Origin of the sequence: Exiguobacterium sp. SH0S7, assembly GCF_004337195.1 — a bacterium.
GTDB lineage: Bacteria > Bacillota > Bacilli > Exiguobacteriales > Exiguobacteriaceae > Exiguobacterium > Exiguobacterium aurantiacum_A.
Genome location: NZ_SJVA01000005.1, coordinates 45,631 through 71,403 on the forward strand (window position 1 = coordinate 45,631; position 25,773 = coordinate 71,403).

Consider the following 25,773-nt stretch of genomic DNA (forward strand, 5'->3'; position numbering starts at 1 on the left):
GTTTGACCCTCGCTCTTCTCATCAAGAGAAGAACGGGGGTCTTATTATTCTAAAAAAGCTTGAATTTTCAATCGAGACTGTGTAACATACTAGTTGTAACGCCTCTGTAGGTTAGTGGCAGACCTCAGCAATGGTAATGCTGCAGCACGAGTTCGATTCTCGTCGGAGGCATCAACTGATTCGACCTCTCCCGATCATTCGGGAGAGGTCGCTTTTTTGTCTAATCAATCATGTGAACTGTCTTGACACGTCTCCGGTTCCTCTATAAACTTGAAAAGTTGAATTGAATGATTTTTTTGGAAGGAGCATGACAGATGCTGAATGAATGGTTATGGATCCCTTCTGCCCTGCTCACGCTCGGTCTGCTCGTCCTCAGCTATAAACTGTTCGGACGGGTCGGACTGTACGCCTGGATCGCGATGGCCTCGGTCGTCGCCAACATCCAAGTGACGCAGCAGATTGTGATTGGTGGTTTCATCTTCACACTCGGGAACATCGTCTACGGTTCCCTTTATTTAGCGACAGACATCTTGAACGAGAAACATGGCCGTCACGCCGCCCGCAAAGGCGTCTGGCTCGGCTTCTTCATCTTGATCGTCTCGACGGTACTCATGCAGTTCGCCTTGCTTTACGAACCGTTCGAAGAAGCGCTCTACATGCATGAGAGCTTCAAGGCGTTGTTCTCGATGCTCCCGCTCATCACGCTCGGCAGTCTCGCGGCGTACCTCGTCTCGCAACTGTTCGACGTCTTCATCTATTCGAAGATTCGGGCGAAAACGGGTGAGAAGAAACTGTGGCTCCGGACGACTGGATCGACGGTCGTCTCACAGTTGATCGATACGCTCACGTTCTGTACGATCGCCTTTTGGGGAATGGAATGGGATATCTGGTGGAACATTTTCGTCACGACGTATGTCGCGAAGTTCATCATCGCTTGGATGGCCACGCCGTTCATGTATTATGCGAAACGGACCGAACCACAAGACGACGAGACGGAAAAAGCAGCCTAAATAAAAAACCGCAACCTCAACGGGTTGCGGTTTTTTCTCGAATTTGCAGACGCACCGCGTAAGGCCGCGCATCTTCGAGTGACGACGTCTCCCGACAAACAGTGAGCGCCATGTAAGCGTCGATAGCGAGCGCTTCGATGGTCTCGTCCGTCGTCTCGACCTCAAGTATGGTGTAGGGCGGCAGATGTTCGAGCTTGACCCACTGCCCGTGCAGGTTCTTCACATAGATGATTGGTTCGTCAATCGAGTAACGTCGGAGTAAATCAGACACGTTCACGCGATCCCCTCCTTAAACCAAACCTTTATCCTCATTATAGAAAGCGCTTACGATTCTGTAAACCGTGCTTCCCGAAAATTTGGCAGTCTAACGCTTCAAAAATGGTGGAATCGAACCGATAATCTAGAAGAGAAATGAGGTGAACCGATGCGTTATCGCCGACAAGAAACGTTCCGCTACATTTTACCGAACCCCCGTTTCATCCCCTACCGCCTCGTATGGGAAGATAAGGAGTTGCATGACGGTGAAGGCATGCTGCTCAACATTAGTGCCCACGGCTTGAAGTTGCGCTGCGACTACTTGTTCCCGCTGTCGGAAGGGCTGAAAGTTCAGGTCGTGCTCGACCTCGTCCCGCTCATCCAGTCAATCGAGTTGACTGGTCACGTCCGTCACCGCAGTCAAATAGGAAGCATGTACGATTACGGGATCCGTCTTGAAGCGAATTCAGAAGAAGCCCAACAGCTCGTGACGATGATCAAAGCTTATGCAAGAGAGAACCAATGAGAACGTGTCGTCAGACACTTCTCATTTTTTGTTCGTCCGATAACAGGGTATACTAATGACAACAGAGACAGATTAGAGGTGTAGCCATGACTAGAAAATTTTTATTGATTCCTTGGGCCGCCGCGATCGCGATCGCGCTACTTGGTCCCAACACCCCGTTCTCGAGCCGGTTCTTGCTCGACTTCCTGACGTACAATACCGATGCCTATGAAGGATATTCTTTATCCCTCTTTAGCGTGCTAGGCGTCTACCCGCTCGCGCTGTTCCCGCTGCTTTGGTCGGAAGTGAACCAACTGCGGCCGAATCCACTCCTACCGGCAGCAACCGGTTTCGTCGTCGGAGGATTCATCATCGCTCCGTATCTCGCGTTCGCACGGCAGTCGCCCTACCCGACGCCAATCAAGCCGTTGCCGACGAGACTGCTCGGGGTCGTGTTGCTCCTCGTCACGATCGGTTTATTCATCGCTGCCGCGATGACTGGGAATGTCGCACAGTATTGGTCATACGTCGAACAGAATCAATTCGTCCGCACGATGACGGTCGATTTCTTTTTGCTCGCCTTCGTCCAAATGACATTGATGACCCGGGATGCGAAGCGCTATAAGATGAGCTTGTGGCCGCTCCCGTACATCCCGTTATTCGGTCTATTGTTTTGGCTCATCATTCGTCATAAGCAACCGTTCAACGAGGCGCCGCCGCGACGGCCGAAAGTGGTTTGATGCTGTACTTGAGAGTGGGTTTCCCAAAACCTACTCTTTCCTTTATACTAGAGCGAGAGTTTATCTAGAGAAAGAAGGGTCAAATCCAATGAGATTTTTTAAAGTAATGACACACACGAACGACAAGGGAGAAGACGTCATCCTAAGCGAGTATTTCAAAATCGCCGACAAACAGGCTGAACAATTCCTCAAAGATACGTTAGAGCTCGACATGTTCGACGAGAAAGTGACGCTCAAAGAGTGCCAAGTCGCGAAAGACCGGTGGGAATGCCCGGTCGGTGACTTCGTCGTCGTCGAATACTTCAATGAAAAAGAGTTTGATAAAATGAACGAGTATCGTGTGGTCGCACCGAAAAAGTGACCCACAGCAAAGGCGACCTTCCCGATTGAATGGGAAAGTCGCCTTTTTATCGTTCGAGTCATCGACGTGCGTTATGACTCCTCGTTATCTTCTTCCGGGTCCGGATCTGGATGTTGCGTCGGAGCCGGTTTTTTCGCCGGATCAGACTCATCGTCTGGCATCGGGTCTGGGTGAACCCCAGGTTGCGATTCGTCACGTTTCATTGAGCATCCCTCCTCTGTCATAGTGGACTAATTCCACATCGATCAAGAGTCGAAACATCAGTGTATGTCTTTATTGCCGATGACACGACGTGAGATCGCTTTTTCAATCTCGACGATGACGAAGACGATGGCACCGAAGACGACCGGATAGATCCAATCATTCAAATCAAGTGCCGCTGTCCCGAACAACGTGTGCATAAACGGCACGTACGTGATGAACAGTTGAAGTGCAATCAATAGTGCCGATACGATAAACGCAATCTTGTTATCGAAAAAATGCCGGTTAAACGCCGGAGCGAGTTCGGTCCGACAGTTATACAAGTGGAACAACTGGGCCATGACGATCGTATTGAGTGTGATCGTCTGCAGCTTCGCAGTCGAGAAATCAAAGTCGGCTAACATGTAGTTGATGATCAAGCTGCCTCCCCCGATCAAGATCGAGACGAAGATGATCCGGAACACGTAATAGCGACTCAACAGCGGGACGTTCGCCGGACGCGGCGGACGTTTCATCGTGCTCTCTTCGAGTGGTTCGAAGGCGATCGCGAGCGACAGCGTGATGGCAACGACCATGTTGACCCAAAGGATTTGGACCGGGCTGAGCGGGGCCGCGGCACCGAGCAAGATGCTCATCGCGACGAGGAGCGCTTGTCCACCGTTCGTCGGGAGCAAGAACAAGATCGTCTTCTTCAAGTTGTCGTATACACGGCGGCCTTCACGCACCGCGTTGTAAATCGTTTTGAAGTTGTCGTCGACGAGGACCATCTGCGACGCCTCTTTTGCGACTTCGGTCCCTTTGATACCCATCGCGACACCGATATCGGCCCGTTTTAAGGCCGGGGCATCGTTGACACCGTCACCGGTCATCGATGTGATGAGCCCGTTTTGTTGCAATCCTTTGACGAGACGCAACTTATCATTTGGGCTCGTCCGGGCGAACACATCGTTATGAATCGACGCTTCTTTGATCTCCTCATCCGACATGTTCGTCAATTCTTTCCCTTCAAGTGCGCCTTCGACTTCCATGCCGAGTTCACGGGCGATGGCGACGGCTGTGTCTTTATGGTCACCCGTGATCATCTTGATGCGGATACCGGCGTCGCGGCACGCCGCGACGGCTTCAATCGCCTCTGGACGTGGTGGGTCGACGATTCCGTACAAACCGAGGAACGTGATACCGGATTGGACGTCCTCATGGTCGACCGTCTCTTTCGAGCGATCGACCCGTTTGAATCCGCCACCGAGGACACGTTGTCCGCGGTCGGCGATCTCTTTACGTTTCTCATCCCAATAAGCGCGGTCAAATTCCGTATCTTCAGCCATATCGAACAGGCGGTCCGGCGCCCCTTTGATGAAGATCATCCGCTCATCTTTATAGTCGACGAGCGTCGCCATATACTTATACTCCGAATCGAACGGGATTTTCGAGATGACTTTCAGCCGCTCAATCGGTCGCTCCGCTTTTTCGGCGAGCGTGAGCAAGCAGGCTTCCGTCGGGTCGCCATTGATGACCCATTCACCGTTTTCTTCATACAATTGGGCATCGTTACACGTCTTCCCGACCGTGAGCAAGTCGATCATCGACTCGTCATCATCGAGGTCGAACGGTTGACCGTTTTGTTCGAGGTCCCCATCTGGAGCGTATCCGCCGCCAGACACTTCGATGTCGTGTTTCGCCGTGACGACTTGCTTGACGGTCATCTCGTTTTTCGTCAGCGTACCCGTCTTATCGGTACAGATGACAGAGACCGCACCTAACGTCTCGACGGACGGCAGACTACGGACGATCGCTTTCTTCTCGGCCATGTTACGAACACCGAGTGCGAGAATAATCGAGATGACTGCAGGGAGACCTTCCGGGATCGCTGCGACCGCTAACCCGATCGTCGTCAGCATCAGTTCGATTGGATCGAAATCACGTACAAAGTAGCCGAACGCGTAAATGATGACCGAGATCACAAGGATCGCAATCGAGACCGTTTGACCGAATTTCGTCGTCTGACGGATGAGCGGTGTCTTCACCGTCTCGACTTCAGCGATCGATGCGTTGATTTGACCGAGCTCCGTCCCTTCACCGATCGACGTGACGATCGCTTTCGCGCTGCCCGTCGCTATACTCGTTCCTGAATAAATCATGTTTTTCCGGTCACCGAGGACAGCATCTTCCGCCACGACTTGAATTTTCTTCTCGACCGTCGTCGCTTCACCTGTCAAAGCCGATTCTTCGACTTTGAACTTCTCGGCTAGAATGACTCGCGCATCGGCCGGCACTTTGTCACCGGCGGCGAGCACCAAAAGGTCTCCAACGACGAGTTCGCTCGATTCGATTTGAATCTGCTTGCCGTCTCGGATGACGCTTGCTTTCGTCTCGAGCAGTTTTTTAATCCCTTCAAGCGCCTGTTCAGCCTTGTTTTCTTGCAAGTATCCGACGACAGCAATGATCGTGACGACGAGCGCGATGACAATCGTATCGATATACTCACCTAAAAAGCCAGTGACGACGGCCGCACCGATCAGGACGTACACAAGAATGTCATTGAACTGTCTCAAAAATTTTATGATTTCAGGTGTCTTTTCCTTTTCCGGCAGAACGTTCTTCCCGAACTGTTCTTGCCGACTCGACACTTCTTGCTTCGACAGCCCGTTGTCTACGTCTGTCTCAAGACTACTCCTCACCTCTTCCGGTTCGAGTGCGTGCCAATTTTTGTTCTCCATTTGCATCTCTACTCCTCCTTGGTCGATCCTATATGAAAATCTATCTCTTTTATGTTCCCACTCCACGGCTTCCTGACACATCAGACGACACATTTTCACAACTTTTTCAAAAAATCCGTTCACATTTGTCTCGTTTTCCATTTGAAAACGCTCCCATCCAAAAAAGTCGTGTCAGATGGATGAAATGGCTTTACATAACGGTCTGAATGGTTAACTATAGAGAAAATAAAACAGAGAGAAAGAGGTACACGTATGGTCATTATTCAAGGGATCGCCCTGTTGCTGTTGATTCTCGCCTTGTTCACGTTATTCAGTTACAAAGCACCGTTCGGGATGAAAGCGATGGGAGCACTCGCCGGCGCCGCAATCGCGAGCTTCCTCGTCGAAGCGTTCAACGCCTACGCGATCGGTGGGTTACTGCCGCTCCCTTTATATGAAGAAGTCGGCCAAGCTGCCGGTGCGCTGTCGGGACCTGCGGCAGCAGCACTTGTCGCGATTGCGCTCGGCATTAACCCGGTCTACGCGTTGATGCTCGGTTTGTCCGTGTCAGGCTTCGGGATTCTCCCCGGCTTTTTCGCAGGGTACGTCCTCGCCTTACTCGGCGGCAAGCTCGACCGGCACCTCCCGGCCGGTGTCGACATGATTTTTTACGTCATCGTCATGGCACCGCTCGCCCGTCTCGTCGCCATCGGTGTCGATCCGCTCGTCTCGAACACGCTCGCTCAAATCGGGGCGGTCATCGAGCTCGCAGCGACGCAAAATCCGATTGTGATGGGACTCGTCCTTGGTGGAATCGTCACGGTCGTCTCGACATCACCGCTCAGTTCGATGGCGCTCACGGCGATGCTCGGTCTGACCGGTGTCCCGATGGCAATCGCGGCCCTTGCCTTGACGGCGTCGATTTCGATGAACTATTTACTCTTTAAGCGATTGAACATCGGCTCGAAGAAAGACCAACTTTCGGTCGCAATCGAACCGCTCACACAAGCCGACCTCATCTCGGCGAATCCAATCCCAATCTATAGCGTCAACTTTGTCGGTGGTGCCATCGCCGGACTCATCGTCGCGATGACCGGAATGGTGAACAACGCACCTGGGTCTGCCGCCGGTATCCCGGGACTGCTCGTCATGTATGGCTTTAATGACTGGCAGACGGTGACGGTGACGGCAATCATCGTGTTCGCCGTCGGCATCATCGCCGGTCTTGTCGGCAGCAAACTGTTCAGCAATTTCCCGATCGTTCGACATACGGAAAAGATGGCAAATCCGGAAGAGGAAGCCGCATGAAAAAGCAGGAAGTCCAATTCGCGGACTTCCTGCTTTTTCGTTATTCAAACGATAATGTTGTTTGCGTTCGAGACGATTGCCGTGCAAGTTCGATCACACGCGTCGTCAACAAAGCGTCCTCGAGGGAAACGACCGGCCGTCGCGTCGAATAACTGTCAGCGAGCTGGCGATAAAATGCCAAATAACGCCCCGGCTCGATTTCAATCGTTTGCGGCTCATTTACAACGAGCGTCCCCGTCTCACGGACACCCGCTTCGATCGTGCCGTCTCGGAGCGCGGCCTCTTGCGGGTCGAGACCGTATTTCATAAAGCTGCCTGCCGTACCGTGGACTTCAAAGCGAGGCGCTTCAACGGCGACGAACGGGTTCGAACGTAAGTAGACGCGCTTTTCACCGTAGTGTAGCGTCACGTTGAAGCCGTCGTCGGACTGTCCGCCGTCTCGTTGGACCATGACGTCTGCTGAGACGTGGTCCGGTTCGCCGAACAACACGAGCGCCTGATCGATCAAATGACTGCCGAGGTCGAACAAAATACCAGACCCAGGACCTGCGTTCTCACGCCATCTGTCCCGGACATGCGGACGGAACCGGTCAAAGCGTGATTCATACACTTTCCAGTCTCCGATTCGGTTTGATTCGAGCAGTGACGCCACCGTCAAGAAATCTCCGTCCATGCGTCGGTTGTGGAACACGTTGACGATCCCGTCACGCGTCTTCTCGAGGGCGATGAGGGATTCCCCTTCCTCAGACGTTAGGAACGCCGGCTTCTCGACGAGGACGTCTTTGTTTGCGTCGAGACACGTCGTTACCATGTCTTTATGTAAGTTCGACGGTGTCGTGATCACGAACAGCGTCGCATCGGTCGCGATCGCTTCTTCGAGCGTCGCGTATACGTCCACGTCAGGGAGCACGGCACGGACGTCATCCGGTCTAGAGGAGACGACCCCAGTGATGTTGAATTCCTCGAGCGTCGTCAAAAATGGCAGGTGGAACGTCGTCGCCGAGAAGCCGAAACCGACCAATATAGTGTTGATCATATCTATTCCTCCTTTGTTTCTTCATGATTCATTGTAACAAAAAAAGGGGTACATTGACCCCTCACGCACTGACACTTTCATCCAAACCATATTCAAACGTGTTGTATCCGTTACGTGAATCGACGTAAACGAAACCAAAACGTGGATAATACTCGTTCAAAAACTCGTTGTCGGCGACACAGTCGAGACGGATCGGCTCGTTACCATCGGCTTCGCGGAGCACATGTTGCATCAGCTGTTGACCGACGCCACGGCCTTTCAATTGCTCACTGACGACGATGCGATGGATGTATTGACCGCGCTCGCCATCTTCCCATAAATTGTGATCCCATTCATCCGGAGGAAGCAAGGCGATCGAGGCCAAGACAAAGCCATGTTGTTCATACACGTACACACTTCCCGTCGCAATGTCGGTTCGCACGCGTTCTAACAAATCTAGCTCCAAATATTCCGTCCACTGGTCACTTCCTGTTTCATTAAGCGCTACGGCTCGTTGTTCGATTAGGTGCGCGATGTGTTTAGCATCGCGTTTCGTCGCGAGTCGAATCATAACGTCCTCCTTTATTTATGCAGTATTTGAAATACCAATATAACGGAGACGTTCGACCGATTTCAACCATCTTGCTTGAGCGATGTCATCGGAACGGGATGACGTCGCCCCCGTTCAATTGATAGCTATACGTCAAAGTCGCGTTCAAGCTATGCGATACCGAGCAATAGCGGTCGACGGACAGTTCGATGGCACGGCGGACCCGTTCCTCCGGCATCTCCCCTTCGAGTACATATAAAATATGGATTGTCGTGAACCGCATCGGGTGCTCGGTCGCCCGCACCGCATCGACTTCCATACCGAACCGTTCGAGCGGCAGGCGCATCTTGTGCAAAATCGAGACGATATCGATGCCCGTGCAGGCCGCCGTGGCGTGCAGCAACATCTCGGTCGGCCGTGGCCCCGTATTCATTCCCCCGACATCCGCCGCCGCATCGAGCGTCATGCTATGTCCGGAAGGAGTCGTCGTTTGAAACGCCATCCCTTGTTGCCAATCCACTTTCAAGTTCATCTCAGTCTCCCCCTTATTTTTTCACTAGCATACTATTCCCTCGATTGAGGTATTATAAAGCTAGTTGCACAATTTGTCGTTTAGGAGTGGGTCGCATGGAATGGTCGGTCATAATCAGTTGGGGGCTGTATATCGTCCTTGGGTTAAATTTATTGTTCGCTTTAGCAGTTATCTTCGCGGAGCGCCGCGATGTCGGTGCCACCTGGGCCTGGTTGCTCGTATTATTTTTCCTACCGATCCTTGGATTTATCATCTACTTGTTCCTCGGTAGACAGCTTAAAAAAGATAACTTCTTTAACTTGAGTGTTGAGGAACGATCGTTTCATTCGTTGCAAGTCGAGAGTCAAATCGAACAGATTCGTCGCAAAGAGACCGCCCTCTCGCAACCGCTGTTTGCGAAGTACGAACAGTTGCTCGAGATGAACTTGCGCTCATCGAAGTCACTCATCAGCGTCCATAACAAGTCGACCATCATGCATGACGGTGAACAGAAGTTCAAGGCGCTGATGGACGATATTCGGAGCGCCGAGACCGAGATCAACATCCAGTACTACATCATCCAGCGTGATGCCCTCGGGAAGGCATTGATCCACGAGTTGATCGAGCGCGCCAAAGCGGGCGTCAAAGTCCGGCTGTTGTATGACGCGGTCGGATCGCGCAGCCTCCGCGATTCAGACTTTAAGGAGTTGATCGCGCATAACGGTGAAGTCCGTGTCTTTTTCCCACCGACGTTCGGCTTGATCAATTTCAAGTTGAACAACCGGAACCACCGAAAAGTCGTCATCATCGATGGGAAGATCGGCTACGTCGGCGGCTTTAACGTCGGTACCGAATACCTCGGCCTCGTCGAAAAGTTCGGCTATTGGCGCGATACCCACCTCCGGGTCGAAGGCGACGTCGTCTACCACCTGCAGCACCGGTTCATCTTGGACTGGAACTTTTCGGGGAGCAAGCATCACGACCCTGAAAACTCGTTCTGCTTCGCGCACCATGATATTAAAGAGCAGTCACCGATGCAAATCGTGACGAGCGGACCGAACTCGGACACCGAGCACTTGAAGAATATGATGATCAAAATGATCGCGTCGGCGAAGCAACGGGTCATCATCCAAACGCCTTACTTCATCCCGGATACGAGCTTCATGGACGCCTGCAAGATGGCACTCCTCTCTGGTGTCGAGATGGACATCATGATTCCCGGAAAACCGGACCATCCGTTCGTCATGTGGGCGTCGCTGTCGTTTCTCGGTGAGCTGCTCGACTACGGGGCGAACGTCTACATGTACGATGAAGGCTTCCTGCACGCGAAGACGCTCGTCGTCGATGATGAAATTTCAACTGTCGGGACGACGAACTTGGACGCTCGCAGCTTCCGCTTGAACTTCGAAGTGAACGCCATCATCTACGACGAGCGGGTCGCTCTTGAGCTCGCCTCGTTGTTCGAGTCGGACGTCGCCGTCAGTCGCCGCTATACGGTCGACGACTATGCGGTCCGGAAGTGGAGCGTCCGGATGCGCGAAGGTGTGTCACGGTTGCTCAGCCCAATCTTATGACCGTTGTGAGATCGCGCCAGCGGTCTCTTTTTTATGTCCATCAGCCGACAGATTCTAGATTTCAGCTTATTTTTATCATGTTTTAGCTAATATTCTTCCAAATAAGGGTATAAAGTATCAGTACGAACGTCCTAAACTCTCGTTTCGTTAAAGAAAGGAGGAAGTATGCGTTCGCGCATATGTCATTCTATGGCTGATCAAGAACGAATTCACCAAGACACCCACACCATGAAACCCGATCCTTCCTCGTGGGACCAGTTACCGATCGGTCTCTTTGCATTCGATACGTTCGGACGCATCATCAGTTACAACGATTCATTCGTCGACTTACTCGGGGTCGTCCCAATGACAAGCTCGACGTTTGAACGGTGCACGACCTCAACGTTTGACTTATACGGTGCCGTCGCCCGTGTATTGGCAGGCGAGACCGTCCGTTTAGCCGGTTGGTATACCCCTCCGAATCGACAGCCCCGTTTCGTCCGGACGACGATGTCGCCCAGCTTTCAGGCTGACGGCCGAATCGACGGCGGGGTCGGCGTCATCGAAGACATGACCGAACAGCGACGTTATGAAGAACGGATGGAGCATCTGTCGTCACTCGACCCGTTGACCGAGTTATTCAACCGTAAAAAAGTCGGCGACGTCCTGACCTCGGCTGTCCAAGATACGGTCGACACGAAAGCACCTGCCGCCGTCATCATGCTCGATATCGACTACTTCAAGCTCGTCAACGACACGTTCGGTCACCCGACCGGCGATCTCGTGTTACGTTCGATCGCTCAATTGCTCCGCCGAAATATAAGGAAGACCGATTCGATCGGTCGCTGGGGCGGCGAGGAGTTTTTAATCGTCGCCCCGCAGTCGACACTTACTGATGGCATCCAGTTGGCCGACAAGTTACGTCAAAAGATCAACGACGAACCGTTCGGTCCGGTCCCGCACGTCACATGTTCGTTCGGCGTCAGTTCGCTTGATGGCGGAAAGACCGTCGAACAAGCACTTCAAGACGCGGACGAGGCGCTGTACGTGGCAAAAAACTCAGGCCGCAACCAAGTGTCGAGCAAACGATGATATGAACTCTAAGAAGAATCGAAATGTACCAAAAAGGCAGAGCGGATCCGCTCTGCCTTTCGTTTATACATTGAATCGTGATACGAGTTCTTGCAACTCCTCCGCCATATCGGCGAGTGCTTTCGCGGATTGCGAGACTTCCTCCATCGAACCGAGCTGGTCTTCTGTCGTTGCCGCGACTTGTCTCGAGGCGTTCGAATTCTCGTCGGCGATGTGAGCGATTTGCGTCGCTGAAGCTGATACTTCTTCGACGTTCGCCGCAATCTCTTCGACAGTGGCCGTCACGTCCTCGATCCGTGGCGTCATCTCCTGCGTCCGTAACATAATCTTCTTGAAACGCTCTGCTGTATTCTCCGTCGTCTCAAGGCCCGCTTTCGTATGGGCCGACACTTCTTTCATCAACGTGACAGACCGCTCCGTCTCTTGCTTGATATTCTCAATCAACTGCGAAATTTGCTTCGTCGAGTCCTGTGACTGTTCTGCTAACTTACGGACTTCACTCGCGACGACGGCAAACCCTTTCCCGTTCTCACCGGCGCGGGCAGCTTCAATCGCAGCGTTCAAAGCGAGTAAGTTCGTCTGCGTCGCGATGCCGTTGATCACATCGACAATGTTTCCAATCTCGTTCGAACGCTTTGCGAGTGACTCGATGACTGCGCCGAACGTCTCGACCGATGTGTCGATCGCTTTCATTTGCGTCACGTTATGGGTGACGGCAGCTGTCCCGTCTTCCGCTTCGATCGCCGTCTCGCGAGACAGTTCCGATACGTCCGTCGAGCTTTCAGCGATGCGCATGATGCCTGCCGTGATCGCTTGGAGTGAGACGGCGTTGTCGTCGAGCTGACGTTTCGAATCGTCGGCGCCGGCCGCCATCTGCTGGACCGCACCGGCAATCTGCTCAGAAGATGCTGTATTTTGCGCCGAGTTGGCCATCAACTCTTGCGATGAGGCTGCGACTTGTCCAATCGATTGATCGAGGTTGATGATGATCGAACGGAGTGACGCCGTCATGCCGTTGAAACTTTCAGCGACCCTGCCGATTTCATCGTTCGAATCGACAACAATTTCTTCAGTCAAATCACCGGCTTGAATCCGTTCCGCACCCGTCGTCAAACGGTTCAACGGTCGAATGATCGAGCGTAAGATGAAGTATAAGATGATTGCGGCCAAAAGACTCATCGCAACAATCACGCCCACGGTCGTCCACAGGATACCTACCGTCTCGTTGGTGATTTCTTCATCGTACAACGTTCCAGCCACTTTCCAGCCGGTCAAGTCGTTCGTCATGAAGTCCATTTGTTTGTCTTCATTTTCGAACACATATGAAAAGCTGCCATCTTTGCCATCATAAAGCGATTCGACCCAATCGCCCGACCCCTTCTCGCCTGCTGCTAACGTCGGATGGGTCACGAACTGCTGGTTCGCATCAAGGATCGTGACGTAGCCTTCTTTCCCGATTTGAATGCTAGTCGCGACTTCGGCGATATCATCAACGTCGACGTCGACCGCGATGACGCCACGACCGTCATCCGTTGTCTGCGATAACGTGACCATCATCTTGTTCGAGGCCGCATCGACGTAAGGGTCTGTGATGACGACGTTTCCTCCAGCACCATCTGCTGCTTCGTACCACGGTCGTATCCGGGGATCGTAATCATCCGGTAATGTTTGCGTCGGGTAGATTGTCATCGCGCCTTCAGTGGATGCGTAATAGATGTTCGTCACTTTCGGGTGGGTCGCTAAATATTCGACTAATTTTTCCTCTAACCCAAGGTTGTCTTCCCCTTCTTCGTAGAGCGACTCGTCGATCCGCCCCGCAAAAAAGGCGACATCGCGCTCGATTGGTTCGATCAGGTTCGTGATCTCATCATTCATCCGCTCCACACCCGCGTGCGCCGACTGCATGATTTGATCCGTGATTTTTTGTTTCGCCTGGTAATAGGCGACGAAGCCGATCAATAACGATGGAATCAATAATAAGAGCAATGACATCGTGATCAACTTTTGTTTAATGCTGATGGCTCGTTGTTTCGTCCGTTTCATAAATAACCCCTATTCCCGAGAATACCTCTCGCTACGTTAACCTATCTATCGGCTAGAATCGGGTCTTTTTTGATAACCCAGACAAAAAATCGTCACCGTTTTTCTATTTTTGTCAATTGAAAACCTTTTCATTCGACAGTTTGTCAAATTAAGCGCAACACTTCATCCACTCGATGATTACCTCGTTCAGTTCCACTTCCTCACCCGTGATCAAAGTACTCTCAACATCTTTTATAGCTCTATTTTTCAATTACTTAGCCCTCGACACGAGTAATTGTTTGAACTTGTTTTCTGTCCAGCTTTCCAACCGGTGTATAAGGCAATTCCTCAACAAAAGCGATTTCTCGAGGAACTTGGTATGCTGCCACTCGTGTGCGTAACCAGCTTAAAAGTGCTTCTTCAGTCATTTTTTTATCAGAATACAGCTGTACGAATGCCTTCAGAATTTTGCCAGCGTAGACATCCTCTATACCGATTACAGCGACGTCTTCGACACTCGGATGAGTGCACAAAGCAACTTCTATTTCCGAAGGATAGATGTTGTTGCCGGCTGAAATGATCAAATCGTCTGTTCGTCCACACAGGAAATAATAGCCGTTCTCGTCCCGGTATCCGATATCGCCAGTTTGAATCCAGAGGCTTGGGCTGTTTTTCATTGACCACTTATTCCGAATACAAAATTGCCCAATACTGCCGGTTTCAACTTCTTTCCCATCCACTACTACCTGCAATTGACTTCCCGAAATTGCTTTTCCAAGCGTGTTTGCATGATAGTTTAAATCTTCAGGTGTAGCAATGATATTCAAGCCGGCTTCCGAAGTTCCGTATAGATTGTATAAGATATTTCCCAGATGATTGTTTACTTCATCCACTAAAACCGGATTTAGTTTTGCACCTCCAGACGCAATGCAAGCTAGAGAACCGAGCGCTTCTTTATCGTGCTTCAACATTTTATGAACCATCAAAGGAACTACTGTGACAACTTCTACCTGATGCTGCCGAATAAGGGCGCATGCTCTTTTCGCATCAAAGCTCTCCTGAATGACAACTTTCTTCCCCAAAGCAAAAAATGATAACAGGACAGCGATGCCGTAGCCATGGTAAATCGGCGTTGCAATATAGGCAGTGCTGTACGTTGGCAGCTGCAGTCGGTTCAGTAAAGCAGCAAAAGGATCCAGGAAACTAAAGAGGGATGGGCGGTGAATCGCTTGTTTGGGCTTTCCAGTGGTGCCACCGGTCAACAGCACAATCTTTCCGCTGGAAGAGGCCGTCAATTTTTCTTTTCTATGTAGAGCCGAATCCGACAAACTGTTGATGGATTCATTTTTTTCATGATAACTGACGATTTTTGAATGTTGGTAAGACGATTTTTCAATCAATCCGCTAAACTCTTCGTCGTAAATCAGGAAGTCGAAGTGATGTTCTTGCACTAGCCGATTGAACTGCAGTTGACTCATGGAACAATTGAGCAAGTATATATCTGTGCCGAGCCGCGAAGCAGCAAAAATGCCCTGCACGAAGGAGGCGTGATTTTTACAGAAGAATGCCACTTTATGTCCTTTACAAATCCCATGCCTCTCTGCTAGAAGATAAGCGAGATTTTCACAGTGCTTCTGCAGCTCCTGATAATTGAGTGTTTCCCGACTATCCACCAGAGCTGTTTTTTGGCCTCTCGTCTTTTCTGTCAATGAAAAAAGAAGCATAAGGTTTACACCGTTTTGACGGATCGCGAAGCAAAGACGTCCTAAGTTTGATGGGGAAAGAAAATTGAGCTGCGACAATATTTTCAGCAAATTAAACATCGCCTCTTTCACGCTCCTTTTTTCTTAATAACCTGAGGACGATAAACGATAACGGTGATCTGAAAATAACTGAAGCCCATTGACCTAGAATCAGCCACCACGGTTTATAAACTTTTCTTTTCGTATACAAGGCGTGTCCGATCAGTTCCGCCACGTGACCCGGTGACATGGCAGGGGCAGTCTGATAAGCAAGTGTCGGTTTAATCATTGGTGTCTTCACAAGAGGAAGATAAATGGAAGTGGTGGCAATGTTTTTGATTTTCAGTTCCGGCTCCGCCGAGCGCAACCACGTATCAAAAGCGGTTTTCGACGCCTGGTAGGCAGCCCAGTGAGGTATAGGGAATAGCAACACATTTATGGTGGAGACATTGATGATGTGCCCGTTCTTTTTCGCAAGCACTGGAATGAGCGATAGCAACAACTGTACCGGAGCAAAATAATTAAGCGCCATGGTACGTGTGAAGTCATGGTAACGATCCAGCGACTGGGCAATTGGACGGTTGATGGAGATTCCGGCATTGCTGACGACAACATCCACTCCGTCCGTTAATTGATGAAGAAATACCAGCAATCCTTTTCGTTCCTCTTCATTGCGCAAATCTGCCGGGAATACCGTTACACTGGCTGTAGCTTTTTCGATTTCGACTTTCATGACGTTCATGTTGGCTTCTCTGCGGGCCACCAGAATCAGATGCGCAGTTGTATTCGCTAATAGATAGGCGAACTCCTTGCCGATTCCTGAACTCGCTCCAGTAATCAGGACAGTCTTTCCATCCATCTCTTTTTTCAGCTTCTCGAAATTGAGGGAAGGCGATAAAAATAGGGCTCTCTCCAGTAGAGTGTAGTTATGCATGTAGCCAGCACCTTTTTGTAAGATATCGTTATAAAATCGGGAATCTTCCGACTCTTATTTTTTAAATTTTACCATTTAAACATGATTAACGGATAGATAAGGAGGAAAGATAAACAACGTCCTGCCCTGATCCTCTAAGTCGTTTATTTAGTATCACTTTGACTTAATCTTCGAGATACATATCCAAATGCAACAACTCGTCTCGCAGCGGCGACAAATCGTTCAACGAATGGACGCCCATCATATAGTCGTATCCAAAGAACACTTTAAAGCTATATTGTTCGTCCGACTCATTCACTTTATATTCTAACTCGGCATAAAGCGTATTCCGGAACATGAGGCGAAGCATGTTCGGGATTTGGTCGCGTGACAGCACCTTCCCTGGCTTCACTTTTTTGCGAAGGTCTCTCATTCGGATTGGATAAAGCGTATTGAACGCGCGTTTCGAAGAAGGTCGATAGTCATAGTCGCGTCGTTCTAGATAGGAGACGGTCAATGTCTTCACGCCTAAATAATCCATGATTCGCTCAATCGCTTTAACGTAATTCGATTCCACGCGGAGATATTCCTCCAACGTGAAGACGACACCGTCAAACGTTCGATTGATGTCCGAGATTTCGGTCCACTCGTCAATCTCCCCTCTCGTTTCAGGATGATATTTGGTTACGTTATAGATGTTCACATCATCACCTAGCCTGTTTCTTGTTTTGTAAGTAGTCTAAAAAAACGGACACGACGGTTGAGTCGTGTCCGATCATGCTCCGACGATGGCGTCGTGATTTCCTTCCGTCCACCCGTAGGCGATCTCACGGAGAGACAGTTCCCCGAACAGCCGCTCTTTTGAATCAATGACTTGCCCTTGTTTTTGTTCATAAAACGCTCGATGCGGATTCAGCTCGAGCGACCAAATGATCAATCCATGTCCGTGCATCGCATGAACTGCTTTTTCGAGCAGCATCGAACCAAGACCGTTTCGCTGGTGCTCTTCGAGAATATAAATCGCATAAATCTCGTTTGGATGGTCCGGATAGTCCCCCGTCCGCTCGTCCCCATACAAAACGAAACCAACGATTTCCTCATCGACTATGGCGACGAATCCGCTGACTTCGCGGTTAGAAAGGGCAGTTCGGATTTTTTCCGACCACTCGATCGAGCCAGAAGAGAGCTTTAATAAAACCTCAGTCGGAACGATCCCCCGATAAGTCGTTCGCCAACCGTTGACCCTGACGCGTGCGATCCCGTAAGCGTCTTTCGGCTCAGCTTTCCGTATTTGCATCCGTACCCCCTCCTATCCTAAGTTTTACAAGTATTTTACCACAAATCACCGAATCGAAATCACACATCTTCTCGAAACGACTGACAATCATTTGACAAAAAACGACCGTAGGAATCCCTACGGTCGAGTTTGTTAAGCGACATCACGCGTTGGCTCTGCCGTCGCTGTCGTAAGCGGTTTTTTCAAGAACGAGAGGAGGAGTGCTCCGACGAGTGCCCCTACGAGAATCGCAAGTGCGTAGAGACCCATGCTCATCGCGACGTTTCCAGCTCCTTCAAGTAATGGGAAGACGAAGATCCCACCGTGCGGCGCCGGCAATTGGATGGTGAAGAAAGCAGATAAGCCACCGGCAATCGCTGACCCGAGGATCGCTGACGGCAACACCCGGATCGGGTCGGCCGCAGCGAACGGGATAGCCGCTTCTGTGATGAACGAGGCGCCCATGATGTACGCCGTCTTACCAGCTTCACGTTCTTGTTTCGAGAACTTCTGACGAGCGAACACGGTTGACGCGAGCGCGACGAGAAGCGGTGGCACCATGCCACCTGCCATGACGGCCGCCATGACTTCTTGGTTTCCGGCTGTAAGTGCCGCCGTACCGAACACGTATGCTGTCTTGTTGATCGGACCGCCCATATCGACGGCCATCATACCACCGACGATGACACCGAGCAAGATGGCGTTAGCACCACTCATGCTGTTCAAGACTTCCATCAACCATGTCATGAACGCTGCAATCGGTTGGTTGACGACGAGTAACATGATCATCCCGGAGATGAACGAACCGAGCAACGGATACAAGAGGACCGGTTTGATCCCTTCAAGCGAGGCCGGAAGTTTTGCGAGTGCTTTGACTAAGAAAAGGACGACGTAACCAGCAAGGAAACCGGCGATGAGTCCACCGAGGAAACCAGCGCCACCTTGACTAGCGAGCAAACCGGCGACGAGACCTGGTGCGAGACCCGGACGATCGGCAATCGACATCGCGATGAAACCGGCGAGAATCGGGACAAGGAAGCTAAATGCCGCTCCACCAATCGTATTTAATTGGGCAGCAAATTCATTGAACGACGGGTCATCTGGGTTAGCTGAGTTGATGCCCCAGAAGAAACTGATGGCGATCAACAGTCCACCAGCGACGACGAGTGGGAGCATAGCTGATACACCGCTCATCAAGTGCTTATAAATCCCAGTGCGTTGATCTTGCGAAGCTCCAGACTTGCCTGATGCCTTGTATACAGGTCCGTCTTGTTTGACGGCCCGGTTGATCAACTCTTCCGGTTTACGGATGCCTTGCGCGACCGGAACTTCGATCACATGTTTTCCGGCGAACCGCTCCATTTCAACGGCCTTGTCGGCAGCGACGATGATTGCTGTCGCTTTGGCGATATCCGCTGCCGTCAATTCATTTTTGACGCCGGTCGAGCCATTCGTCTCGACCTTGATGTCGACACCCATCGCTTCTGCTTTTTGTTTCAAGCTGTCTGCTGCCATATACGTGTGTGCGATGCCGGTCGGGCAAGCTGTGACTGCCAAGATGTATGGTGCGTCCGCTTTGACTGATTTTTCGGCAACAGGTGCCGCTTCGGCCGCTTCTTTTTCTTCGATCGCGCGAATGACATCGTCTTCAGACGTTGCCGCATAGAGACGTTCCTGGAATTTTGGATCCATCAGGAAGACTGATAATTTCGAGAGTGTCTCCAAGTGTTCGTTGTTGGCGTGTTCGCCTGCAGCGATCATAAAGAACAAGCGGCTGTCTTGACCGTCGAGCGCTTCATAGTCGATCCCGCTCGAGCGACCAAAGGCGATCGCGGGTGCTTTGACAGCTTTCGTCTTCGCGTGCGGGATGGCAATCCCTTCACCGAGTCCGGTCGTGCTTTGCGCTTCGCGGGCCAAGATGGCGTCGCGATAACCGTTCCGGTCCGATAGCTTACCGGCCCGGTCGAGCACGTCGACGAGTTCTTCGATGACGTCCGCTTTTGAACGACTGCGGAGATTCAGTTGGATCGTGTCCTTTTTGAGTAGGTCCGTGATGTTCATGTTGTTTCCTCCAATCGTGATAGTGGGGTGACGTCGACTTCGCCGACCAAGCGGTCCACGTCTTGTTTCGTACAGAGGCCAAACGTATAAGCAGATGCACTGCCGGTCGTGACCGCATAGCGGAACGCCTTGGTTGCGTCATGGTCTAAAATGTTGGCGACAAAACCGGCGACGAGTGAATCGCCCGATCCGACCGAATTGACAAGTTTCCCGCTCGGAGTATTCGCCGTATAGGCGCCTGAACCGTTGACAAGCATCGCTCCGTCTCCTGCGAACGAGACGATGACGTTTTTGGCGCCACGCTCGACTAACTGTTCAGCGTAAGGTAGCGCCTGGTCAAACGTCTCGATGTTGACGTCAAACAGTTCACCGAGCTCGTGATGGTTCGGTTTGATCATGAGTGGTTCGAGCGAGAGCACTTCTAGCATCGCTTCTTTTGTCGTATCGACGACGAAGTCGGCTCCGTTCGCTCGAACTTTCTCAGCGAGCGTCCGGTAAAGTGTGCTCGGCAGATTGCTAGGGATGCTTCCGGCCAAGACGACGATATCACCTGCTTGGACGTGTTCGAACTGTGCCGTCAACTGTTCAAGTTCCGTGTCCGAGATGACAGGACCACTCGCATTCAATTCCGTCTCTTCTTTCGCCCGGATCTTGACGTTGATTCGGGTCTCGCCATCGACTTCGATGAAATCGGTCTCGACACCCTTGTCCGTCAACGCTTTCTTAATGAACTCACCTGTCGTCCCGCCGATGAATCCTAGTGCGACCGTATCGGCGTCAAACTCACGTAGGACGAACGAGACGTTGATACCTTTTCCTCCGGCCCGTTGCGTCGTCTCTTGGATGCGGTTAACCTCACCTAAGACGACTTCTGGCAAAGTGACGTAATAATCGATTGATGGATTAAGTGTTAATGTGTAAATCATTGGGCGTTCACCACCTTTGTTAATGTTTGGACTGAACTGACGTACGGTGCATCGCTAATCGTGATGAGTGTCGCCGCCTCGAGGGGCGCGACTCGGCTGAACGAACGTTTCCCGAATTTTGAATCGTCCGCCAAGATGTAGGCTTCCCGAGCTAGTTCAATCGCTGTCTTTTTGACGAGGGCTTCTTCTGGGTCAGGCGTCGTGTAACCGGCTTCTAGGTCGACACCGTTGATACCGAGAAAAGCGACATCGACCCGATAGTTCATCATGCTCTCGCGGGCGTTGTAGCCGACGAGCGCTTGCGTCGAACGTTTCAACTCGCCGCCGATCACGAACGTCTTAATGTCGAGATCGAACAAGTCGTTGGCAATCGGGAGGCTGTTCGTGACGACGATGACTTTCTTACCTGTCAAGTAAGGGACCATCGCCTGTGTCGTCGTCCCGGCATCGAGATAGACGGACATCCCGTCTTCGATGAACGTCGCGGCCTTCCGTGCGATCGCGACTTTCTCATCGACGTGCCGATCCCGTTTTTCCTCGAACGTCGGTTCGTCTTCAGCGCGAACGACGAGCGTTGCCCCGCCATGAACCCGTTCAAGGTAGCCTTCGACCTCAAGGTCTGTCAAATCACGGCGGATCGTCGACTCTGACGCCCCCATCCATTCGACCAACTCTTTCAGCTTGACGATCTTTTGTTCCGACAACCGTTGCAAAATCATCTGATGTCGTTGTTTCGTTAACATCGTATTCCCTCCGTATCTCTAATATAAAGCGTTTACATTCAAAAAACAATCAAAAACATTCAAATTCATTCACTTTTTATCTTATTGTCACAATTATAACATAAAAAACGGTCAACTAGTGACCGTTTCCGACTGTTTTTGACTATTTGATTAACCAATCGTTCAATTTCTGTAACAGCTGTGGATGAAGCGGGGCCTCGATCGCCTCACGATATTCTTTGTGCAACGTTAAAAGTGAATGCGGGCTCGTCCGTTCGACGAGCAGGTGGTTCATATCTTTAATGATATAGCTGTCGACATCGCCTTTCGTCCGCAGTGAATGGACGTGTTCAGGCGGGACTTGGACGTCACGGTCACCGGTGATGGCAAGCAGCGGGACGCGCACGAGCTCGAGCCGTTCCCGGACGTCATACGACGCATGTTCACGAATCCATTTGGCGTTGACGACTTGGCCTCGGTATTTGAACGCAGCGACGTTCGTCCGGAGCGAGCGCTCGAGCAGATCGTCTTGCCGTTGTCTGACTTTTTTCGGGACGCCGGTCAACCGATAAAACATCCCTTTCAACCCTTTCACGCGCCCGATCTCGCTCGCGAGTGCGTCGGCTTGATGTAAGAACATCTGTTTCGACGAGTCGTTGAATCCGGCGAGGAGGATCAATCCGGCCGCATTCGTCTCGAGTTGAACGGCCGGGGCGATGACCGCCCCTTCGCTATGGCCAAGCACGTAGACATCGCCCGTTTTAGGCAACCGTTGGATCGTTTTCACGACTTCGATCGCATCGTTGACCAAGTCATGGAGTCCGACTTTATTAAAGTCACCGTCCGACTCCCCGATCCCTTGTTTGTCGTACCGAAAGACGTTGACGCCCATGCCATATAGCGCGTCGGCTAGTTTTTTATACGTATTGAACTGGACAGGTCCGACGTTGCCGTTCCGGTCGCTCGGCCCGCTCCCGCTCAAGATGACGACCGTCTTTCGCTGCCCGTCATGCAATGATAACGTCCCGGCTAACTCACCATAGTTCATCTTAATCTTCATATCTCGTTCCATTGTATCGCCTCCTCTTTCATCATACCGGACATCGCGACGCGTATCGAGTAAAAGTAAAGGGCGTCATCATCTGATCCTTCGATGTTTCGGGACTGAGTTCAGAAATGAATTGAATTCCCGCTATACAAATCCGACCAAACTAAAAGGTTAATTATTCCAAATTGTCGAAATGTAGTATTAAGAACCTATGCCCACTTCATTATATGAAGTAGTATGCTTTATCGGCAATTCAATCTCATTTACAGAAAGGATTACGAGAATGCTTGAAAAAATAGTAAGGTACAGTTGGAATGCTCTCTCAGGCACGTTTGTTTTGGTCAATTCGTTTGGGTTAACTGTCGGCCGAGCGTTTTTTGCGGAAACGGATACGCCAGAATACAGATGGTACTTTATGTTGTGGTTTGCACTGTGGACAATCGGTTTCCTCTTACAGTTCAGACAGCGAATGAAATGGATTGGTTTGTTGATTACGTTTATTCCAACGGTTTATCATCTGTTTCTTGTACTGCGAGCGATGGAACTTTTTTAGTTTTCTCTTCTTCTATTCATGCTTCATAAAGTACGTGTAGTCATCACGAAAGGACTTCTGCATATGCGGAAGTCCTTTTGGTCTAGAAGTTCAGTTCAATACATAGAAATGGCTTAGTTCAATGCTTGTAGTGCGAATGAAATGCCGTTTAATGCGTTGATCAGCTCATTAATGTGCCATGCGATATAACCAGTGCTAATCGCTATAATCGCGAGCATTGATAACTTGAGCACTTGAATTTTATCGCTCATTCATATCACCCTTACATTTTTAGTTTTAACTTCAATCACTATAAACAAGCATACCATTTTTCCATTATTATGTAATTATTCATTAGGAAAGAATTCACTGTTAATACACTTACTCATCTCCATCCCGCAAGAATATCTCGAAACATTGAAATTCAAACACTCTAATTTCAATCATCGAGTGGTTCAACTAAAATCCCAACTCAGCTTCTGTATGGGGTTCGTCCCCGCGAACGCTTTTCAACATATGTTCTTCACTTGCGATAAACATGCCGCTCTCAAACTGAATGACATGTTTGACCCGCTCCGCCAACTCACATGTACTTTCACTTGTGATTCATATAAAAACAGCTTAGTTGTTGCTCTTCACTCGAACTTCCCCAAACACACACGCTGTAATGTTTTCTACATAATAAGGGAACTAGTTTCGAGAAATCGAACTGTATATGATTATTGATTCCTTCCTCTAACAATTTGTCCATTAGTTGTTCAGACGACTCGTCTTCTGATTTGTTTATCAAGACAATGCCATAGTGGTTGGAATAGCCACTTGCGAGCTTTATGGCAGGTAACAAAAAATCGGCATTGAATTCTGAGATTCCGACATAGAAAGCCTCTCCATTCTTCCACACTAACTTTTCAATTCTTGAGGTAAAGCCACTGCAATCCATCTCATTATCGAGAGCTTTCCATAGCTTGTAATAATGAAAGATTTTTTCAGTTTGTCTATACTCATTCTGTTTCAAGGCAATCAAGTAGAGTTTGTATCGCATATGACTTAGCTCGTTCGTCAAATGATTTTTAAACAATTCCTCACATTTGATTTTGAACTGCTCGATTTCTTCTGGGAAAAGTAACATTTCCCCCACAATACAAAAAGCGCTTATTTGTCTAAGGTCGTCTTCTAAATGAGAATCTAACTCTCTGCCCTTCCAACCAAATGCTGAGTAAACGTCTTTGATTTCTTCAAAGTAAACGTTCATGTTTTCTCCGTTTCTTCTATGTGATTGACACGACTCTCATCTAGGTTACGATGCGTCCACTACCTTGGCGAAAATCATTCTTATCATTACTGTGACAACCTTTTTTTCATCTCTTGATCAGCTTGCTGCCTAATCATTCGCCCCAAGGAGTCATGTGAACAAAAAGACTGCAGACCATGTGTCGTCTATAGTTCAAGATTAGCTTATTGCCTTTTCAACCACTCGACCACCCATTCTACGTGCTCGAGCATCGCTTCGTCAGAGAGCCGATCGATTGTGTCGTCCTTGGTGAAGACGTCCTGGTCTGCCGTGATTGAATCGTTCAACGAGACGACGTCGATACCGGCTTGTCGATATTCGTCTAAAATTGACACCCCTAAACTTCTCACCTCGACATCTTCAAATGATACATCATCCATAAACGGGTACGACGTCATGCCGTGCGTTTTGAGGAATCGATCCGTGTCACCTGTCCCGATTAAGTCGAGCAACATGACGGTTCTCGGCGTCATGCCACGTCCCTCTAACAATCCGAGGTAATGCGTGCTCGCCTCATATCCTTCACCATACCCATTTAAAAACACGTAGCGAATCGTCGCATCCGTCTTCATGCCATCCATCGCTTGAATGACATGAAACAGAATCGAGGCACCACCGAGGCCAATCAACGCGTGGTCACCATACCCGCTGCTATCGAGCCGTGCCATCACGATGACTTCTTCATCGGTCGTCCCCGCCTGAACGAATTCAGTGTAAACCATCTCCGTCTCGAACGGCTCAATCGTCACGGTTTGACCATCGGTGATTGCTTCGGCGGCATCGGCTCCAATGCCGGTCCCAGCGAGACGAATCGCGGCCGACACATAAACGAATCCGAACTCGTCTGGTGCATCTTTATGTGGGGTGATCAAGTAGCCAGCCGCTCCCGCCTCTTTCAATTTCGACAAGTAGCGATTCGCCGCCTCATCATTGAGGACCTCACCGTAATGGTCAATCTCGTAAGCGTCTTCTCGCATCTCAAATGACGCGTCGGTCATCGGCAAGACGACGATTTTACCTGTCACGTCAGGAATTGGTGCGTCCCACTCGGCGTGGATGATTTCGCCTTGAATCGGTTCTTGAATCATCATCGACGAGTAACCTTCGAACGCCTCATCTTCTATCGTGACATCCGTCCAAAACGTTTGGATCGGTGCGTCGTGCATAACACGCTCCATGTTCAAATCAAGGTCGACACCGAGCGACTCAAACAGCTCCGTGTTCTCCCAACTATCGATTTGTCGGTCGTACGTGGCAAAATATCCGGCCGTCTCGTACGGTGTCTCTTGCGAGAACGGGAACACATATAAAAACGTGACATATAGGGCATAAACCAAACTGAATAAGATGTTCATGTTGCGTGTCTCCAATACATATAAATAAATTCGCCAAGAAATTGTAAAGAATGGATAACTTGGCATTTATTATTATAGATGCGTTCTC

General features: G+C 50.2%; 24 protein-coding genes and 1 tRNA gene. 8 read left to right on the plus strand and 17 right to left on the minus strand.

Annotated features, from left to right (window positions below; translation table 11 throughout):
- The first annotated feature begins 100 nt into the window (after positions 1-100).
- Together EVJ22_RS09710 and EVJ22_RS09715 are read left to right on the plus strand one after the other, a co-directional pair.
- Positions 101-171: transfer RNA gene (locus EVJ22_RS09710), tRNA-Thr, on the plus strand.
- Between the two features lie 143 nt (positions 172-314).
- The gene (locus tag EVJ22_RS09715; RefSeq protein ID WP_070327311.1) at positions 315-1,010 is read left to right on the plus strand and encodes a queuosine precursor transporter; all 696 of its coding nucleotides are present in this window, start codon (positions 315-317) and stop codon (positions 1,008-1,010) included.
- 16 nt (positions 1,011-1,026) lie between these two features.
- On the opposite strand, the gene EVJ22_RS09720 is transcribed toward EVJ22_RS09715, so the two are convergent.
- Positions 1,027-1,287 carry a hypothetical protein gene (locus EVJ22_RS09720; RefSeq protein ID WP_233589672.1) on the minus strand — a complete coding sequence of 87 codons (261 nt, stop codon included), beginning with the start codon at positions 1,285-1,287 and terminating at the stop codon, positions 1,027-1,029.
- Positions 1,288-1,434: 147 nt separating this feature from the next.
- Between EVJ22_RS09720 and EVJ22_RS09725 the strand changes: the two genes are divergently transcribed.
- The 3 genes from EVJ22_RS09725 (at position 1,435) to EVJ22_RS09735 (ending at position 2,871) form a co-directional block, all read left to right on the plus strand.
- Positions 1,435-1,791, plus strand: a complete 357-nt coding sequence (locus EVJ22_RS09725; RefSeq protein WP_071397445.1) for a PilZ domain-containing protein — start codon at positions 1,435-1,437, stop codon at positions 1,789-1,791.
- Positions 1,792-1,877: 86 nt separating this feature from the next.
- On the plus strand, positions 1,878-2,510 hold the full coding sequence (locus EVJ22_RS09730) for a hypothetical protein (protein WP_016509573.1): 633 nt from the start codon (positions 1,878-1,880) through the stop codon (positions 2,508-2,510).
- 106 nt (positions 2,511-2,616) lie between these two features.
- Positions 2,617-2,871 carry a hypothetical protein gene (locus EVJ22_RS09735; protein WP_070327313.1) on the plus strand — a complete coding sequence of 85 codons (255 nt, stop codon included), beginning with the start codon at positions 2,617-2,619 and terminating at the stop codon, positions 2,869-2,871.
- Between the two features lie 71 nt (positions 2,872-2,942).
- On the opposite strand, the gene EVJ22_RS15660 is transcribed toward EVJ22_RS09735, so the two are convergent.
- Positions 2,943-3,074 (minus strand): hypothetical protein, encoded by a 132-nt coding sequence (locus EVJ22_RS15660; protein ID WP_016509559.1) that lies wholly within the window; start codon positions 3,072-3,074, stop codon positions 2,943-2,945.
- Between the two features lie 57 nt (positions 3,075-3,131).
- Positions 3,132-5,795, minus strand: a complete 2,664-nt coding sequence (locus EVJ22_RS09740) for a cation-transporting P-type ATPase (protein WP_131443831.1) — start codon at positions 5,793-5,795, stop codon at positions 3,132-3,134.
- Between the two features lie 246 nt (positions 5,796-6,041).
- Here EVJ22_RS09740 and EVJ22_RS09745 point away from each other — a divergent pair, with 246 nt between their 5' ends.
- Positions 6,042-7,076: a PTS sugar transporter subunit IIC gene (locus EVJ22_RS09745; protein WP_131443832.1), complete on the plus strand. Its 1,035-nt coding sequence runs from the start codon at positions 6,042-6,044 to the stop codon at positions 7,074-7,076.
- Positions 7,077-7,116: 40 nt separating this feature from the next.
- On the opposite strand, the gene EVJ22_RS09750 is transcribed toward EVJ22_RS09745, so the two are convergent.
- The 3 genes from EVJ22_RS09750 to EVJ22_RS09760 form a co-directional block, all read right to left on the minus strand.
- Positions 7,117-8,112, minus strand: coding sequence for a Gfo/Idh/MocA family oxidoreductase (locus EVJ22_RS09750; protein WP_131443833.1), 996 nt, complete (start codon positions 8,110-8,112; stop codon positions 7,117-7,119).
- A 61-nt stretch (positions 8,113-8,173) separates the two neighbouring features.
- Positions 8,174-8,662 carry a GNAT family N-acetyltransferase gene (locus EVJ22_RS09755; protein ID WP_071397441.1) on the minus strand — a complete coding sequence of 163 codons (489 nt, stop codon included), beginning with the start codon at positions 8,660-8,662 and terminating at the stop codon, positions 8,174-8,176.
- 85 nt (positions 8,663-8,747) lie between these two features.
- On the minus strand, positions 8,748-9,173 hold the full coding sequence (locus tag EVJ22_RS09760) for an OsmC family protein (protein ID WP_131443834.1): 426 nt from the start codon (positions 9,171-9,173) through the stop codon (positions 8,748-8,750).
- Between the two features lie 95 nt (positions 9,174-9,268).
- On the opposite strand from EVJ22_RS09760, the gene cls reads away from it, so the two are divergent.
- Positions 9,269-10,726: a cardiolipin synthase gene (gene cls / locus EVJ22_RS09765; RefSeq protein ID WP_071397439.1), complete on the plus strand. Its 1,458-nt coding sequence runs from the start codon at positions 9,269-9,271 to the stop codon at positions 10,724-10,726.
- Between the two features lie 228 nt (positions 10,727-10,954).
- The gene (locus EVJ22_RS09770) at positions 10,955-11,797 is read left to right on the plus strand and encodes a GGDEF domain-containing protein (RefSeq protein WP_158625523.1); all 843 of its coding nucleotides are present in this window, start codon (positions 10,955-10,957) and stop codon (positions 11,795-11,797) included.
- Positions 11,798-11,860: 63 nt separating this feature from the next.
- On the opposite strand, the gene EVJ22_RS09775 is transcribed toward EVJ22_RS09770, so the two are convergent.
- The 11 genes from EVJ22_RS09775 to EVJ22_RS09830 form a co-directional block, all read right to left on the minus strand.
- Positions 11,861-13,840 carry a methyl-accepting chemotaxis protein gene (locus EVJ22_RS09775; protein ID WP_131443835.1) on the minus strand — a complete coding sequence of 660 codons (1,980 nt, stop codon included), beginning with the start codon at positions 13,838-13,840 and terminating at the stop codon, positions 11,861-11,863.
- Between the two features lie 254 nt (positions 13,841-14,094).
- Entirely contained in the window at positions 14,095-15,642 is a 1,548-nt protein-coding gene (locus EVJ22_RS09780) for an AMP-binding protein (protein WP_071397436.1), read from the minus strand.
- On the minus strand, positions 15,635-16,495 hold the full coding sequence (locus EVJ22_RS09785; protein ID WP_071397435.1) for an SDR family NAD(P)-dependent oxidoreductase: 861 nt from the start codon (positions 16,493-16,495) through the stop codon (positions 15,635-15,637). The genes EVJ22_RS09780 and EVJ22_RS09785 overlap by 8 nt, the downstream gene beginning before the upstream one ends.
- A gap of 163 nt (positions 16,496-16,658) precedes the next feature.
- Positions 16,659-17,177 (minus strand): hypothetical protein, encoded by a 519-nt coding sequence (locus EVJ22_RS09790; protein ID WP_071397434.1) that lies wholly within the window; start codon positions 17,175-17,177, stop codon positions 16,659-16,661.
- A gap of 72 nt (positions 17,178-17,249) precedes the next feature.
- Positions 17,250-17,771, minus strand: a complete 522-nt coding sequence (locus tag EVJ22_RS09795; protein WP_131443836.1) for a GNAT family N-acetyltransferase — start codon at positions 17,769-17,771, stop codon at positions 17,250-17,252.
- Between the two features lie 132 nt (positions 17,772-17,903).
- The gene (locus EVJ22_RS09800; protein WP_131440572.1) at positions 17,904-19,811 is read right to left on the minus strand and encodes a PTS fructose transporter subunit IIABC; all 1,908 of its coding nucleotides are present in this window, start codon (positions 19,809-19,811) and stop codon (positions 17,904-17,906) included.
- Complete coding sequence (gene pfkB / locus EVJ22_RS09805; RefSeq protein WP_071397431.1) at positions 19,808-20,737, minus strand: 1-phosphofructokinase; 930 nt, start codon at positions 20,735-20,737, stop codon at positions 19,808-19,810. Before pfkB ends, EVJ22_RS09800 begins: the two co-directional genes overlap by 4 nt.
- Positions 20,734-21,480: a DeoR/GlpR family DNA-binding transcription regulator gene (locus EVJ22_RS09810; protein ID WP_131440570.1), complete on the minus strand. Its 747-nt coding sequence runs from the start codon at positions 21,478-21,480 to the stop codon at positions 20,734-20,736. The genes pfkB and EVJ22_RS09810 overlap by 4 nt, the downstream gene beginning before the upstream one ends.
- 142 nt (positions 21,481-21,622) lie before the next feature.
- Positions 21,623-22,531: an alpha/beta hydrolase gene (locus tag EVJ22_RS09815; protein ID WP_131443837.1), complete on the minus strand. Its 909-nt coding sequence runs from the start codon at positions 22,529-22,531 to the stop codon at positions 21,623-21,625.
- A 1,103-nt stretch (positions 22,532-23,634) separates the two neighbouring features.
- Complete coding sequence (locus EVJ22_RS09825) at positions 23,635-24,291, minus strand: hypothetical protein (protein ID WP_131443839.1); 657 nt, start codon at positions 24,289-24,291, stop codon at positions 23,635-23,637.
- Positions 24,292-24,494: 203 nt separating this feature from the next.
- Positions 24,495-25,685 (minus strand): zinc-binding metallopeptidase family protein, encoded by a 1,191-nt coding sequence (locus EVJ22_RS09830; RefSeq protein ID WP_131440564.1) that lies wholly within the window; start codon positions 25,683-25,685, stop codon positions 24,495-24,497.
- Positions 25,686-25,773 lie beyond the last annotated feature (88 nt).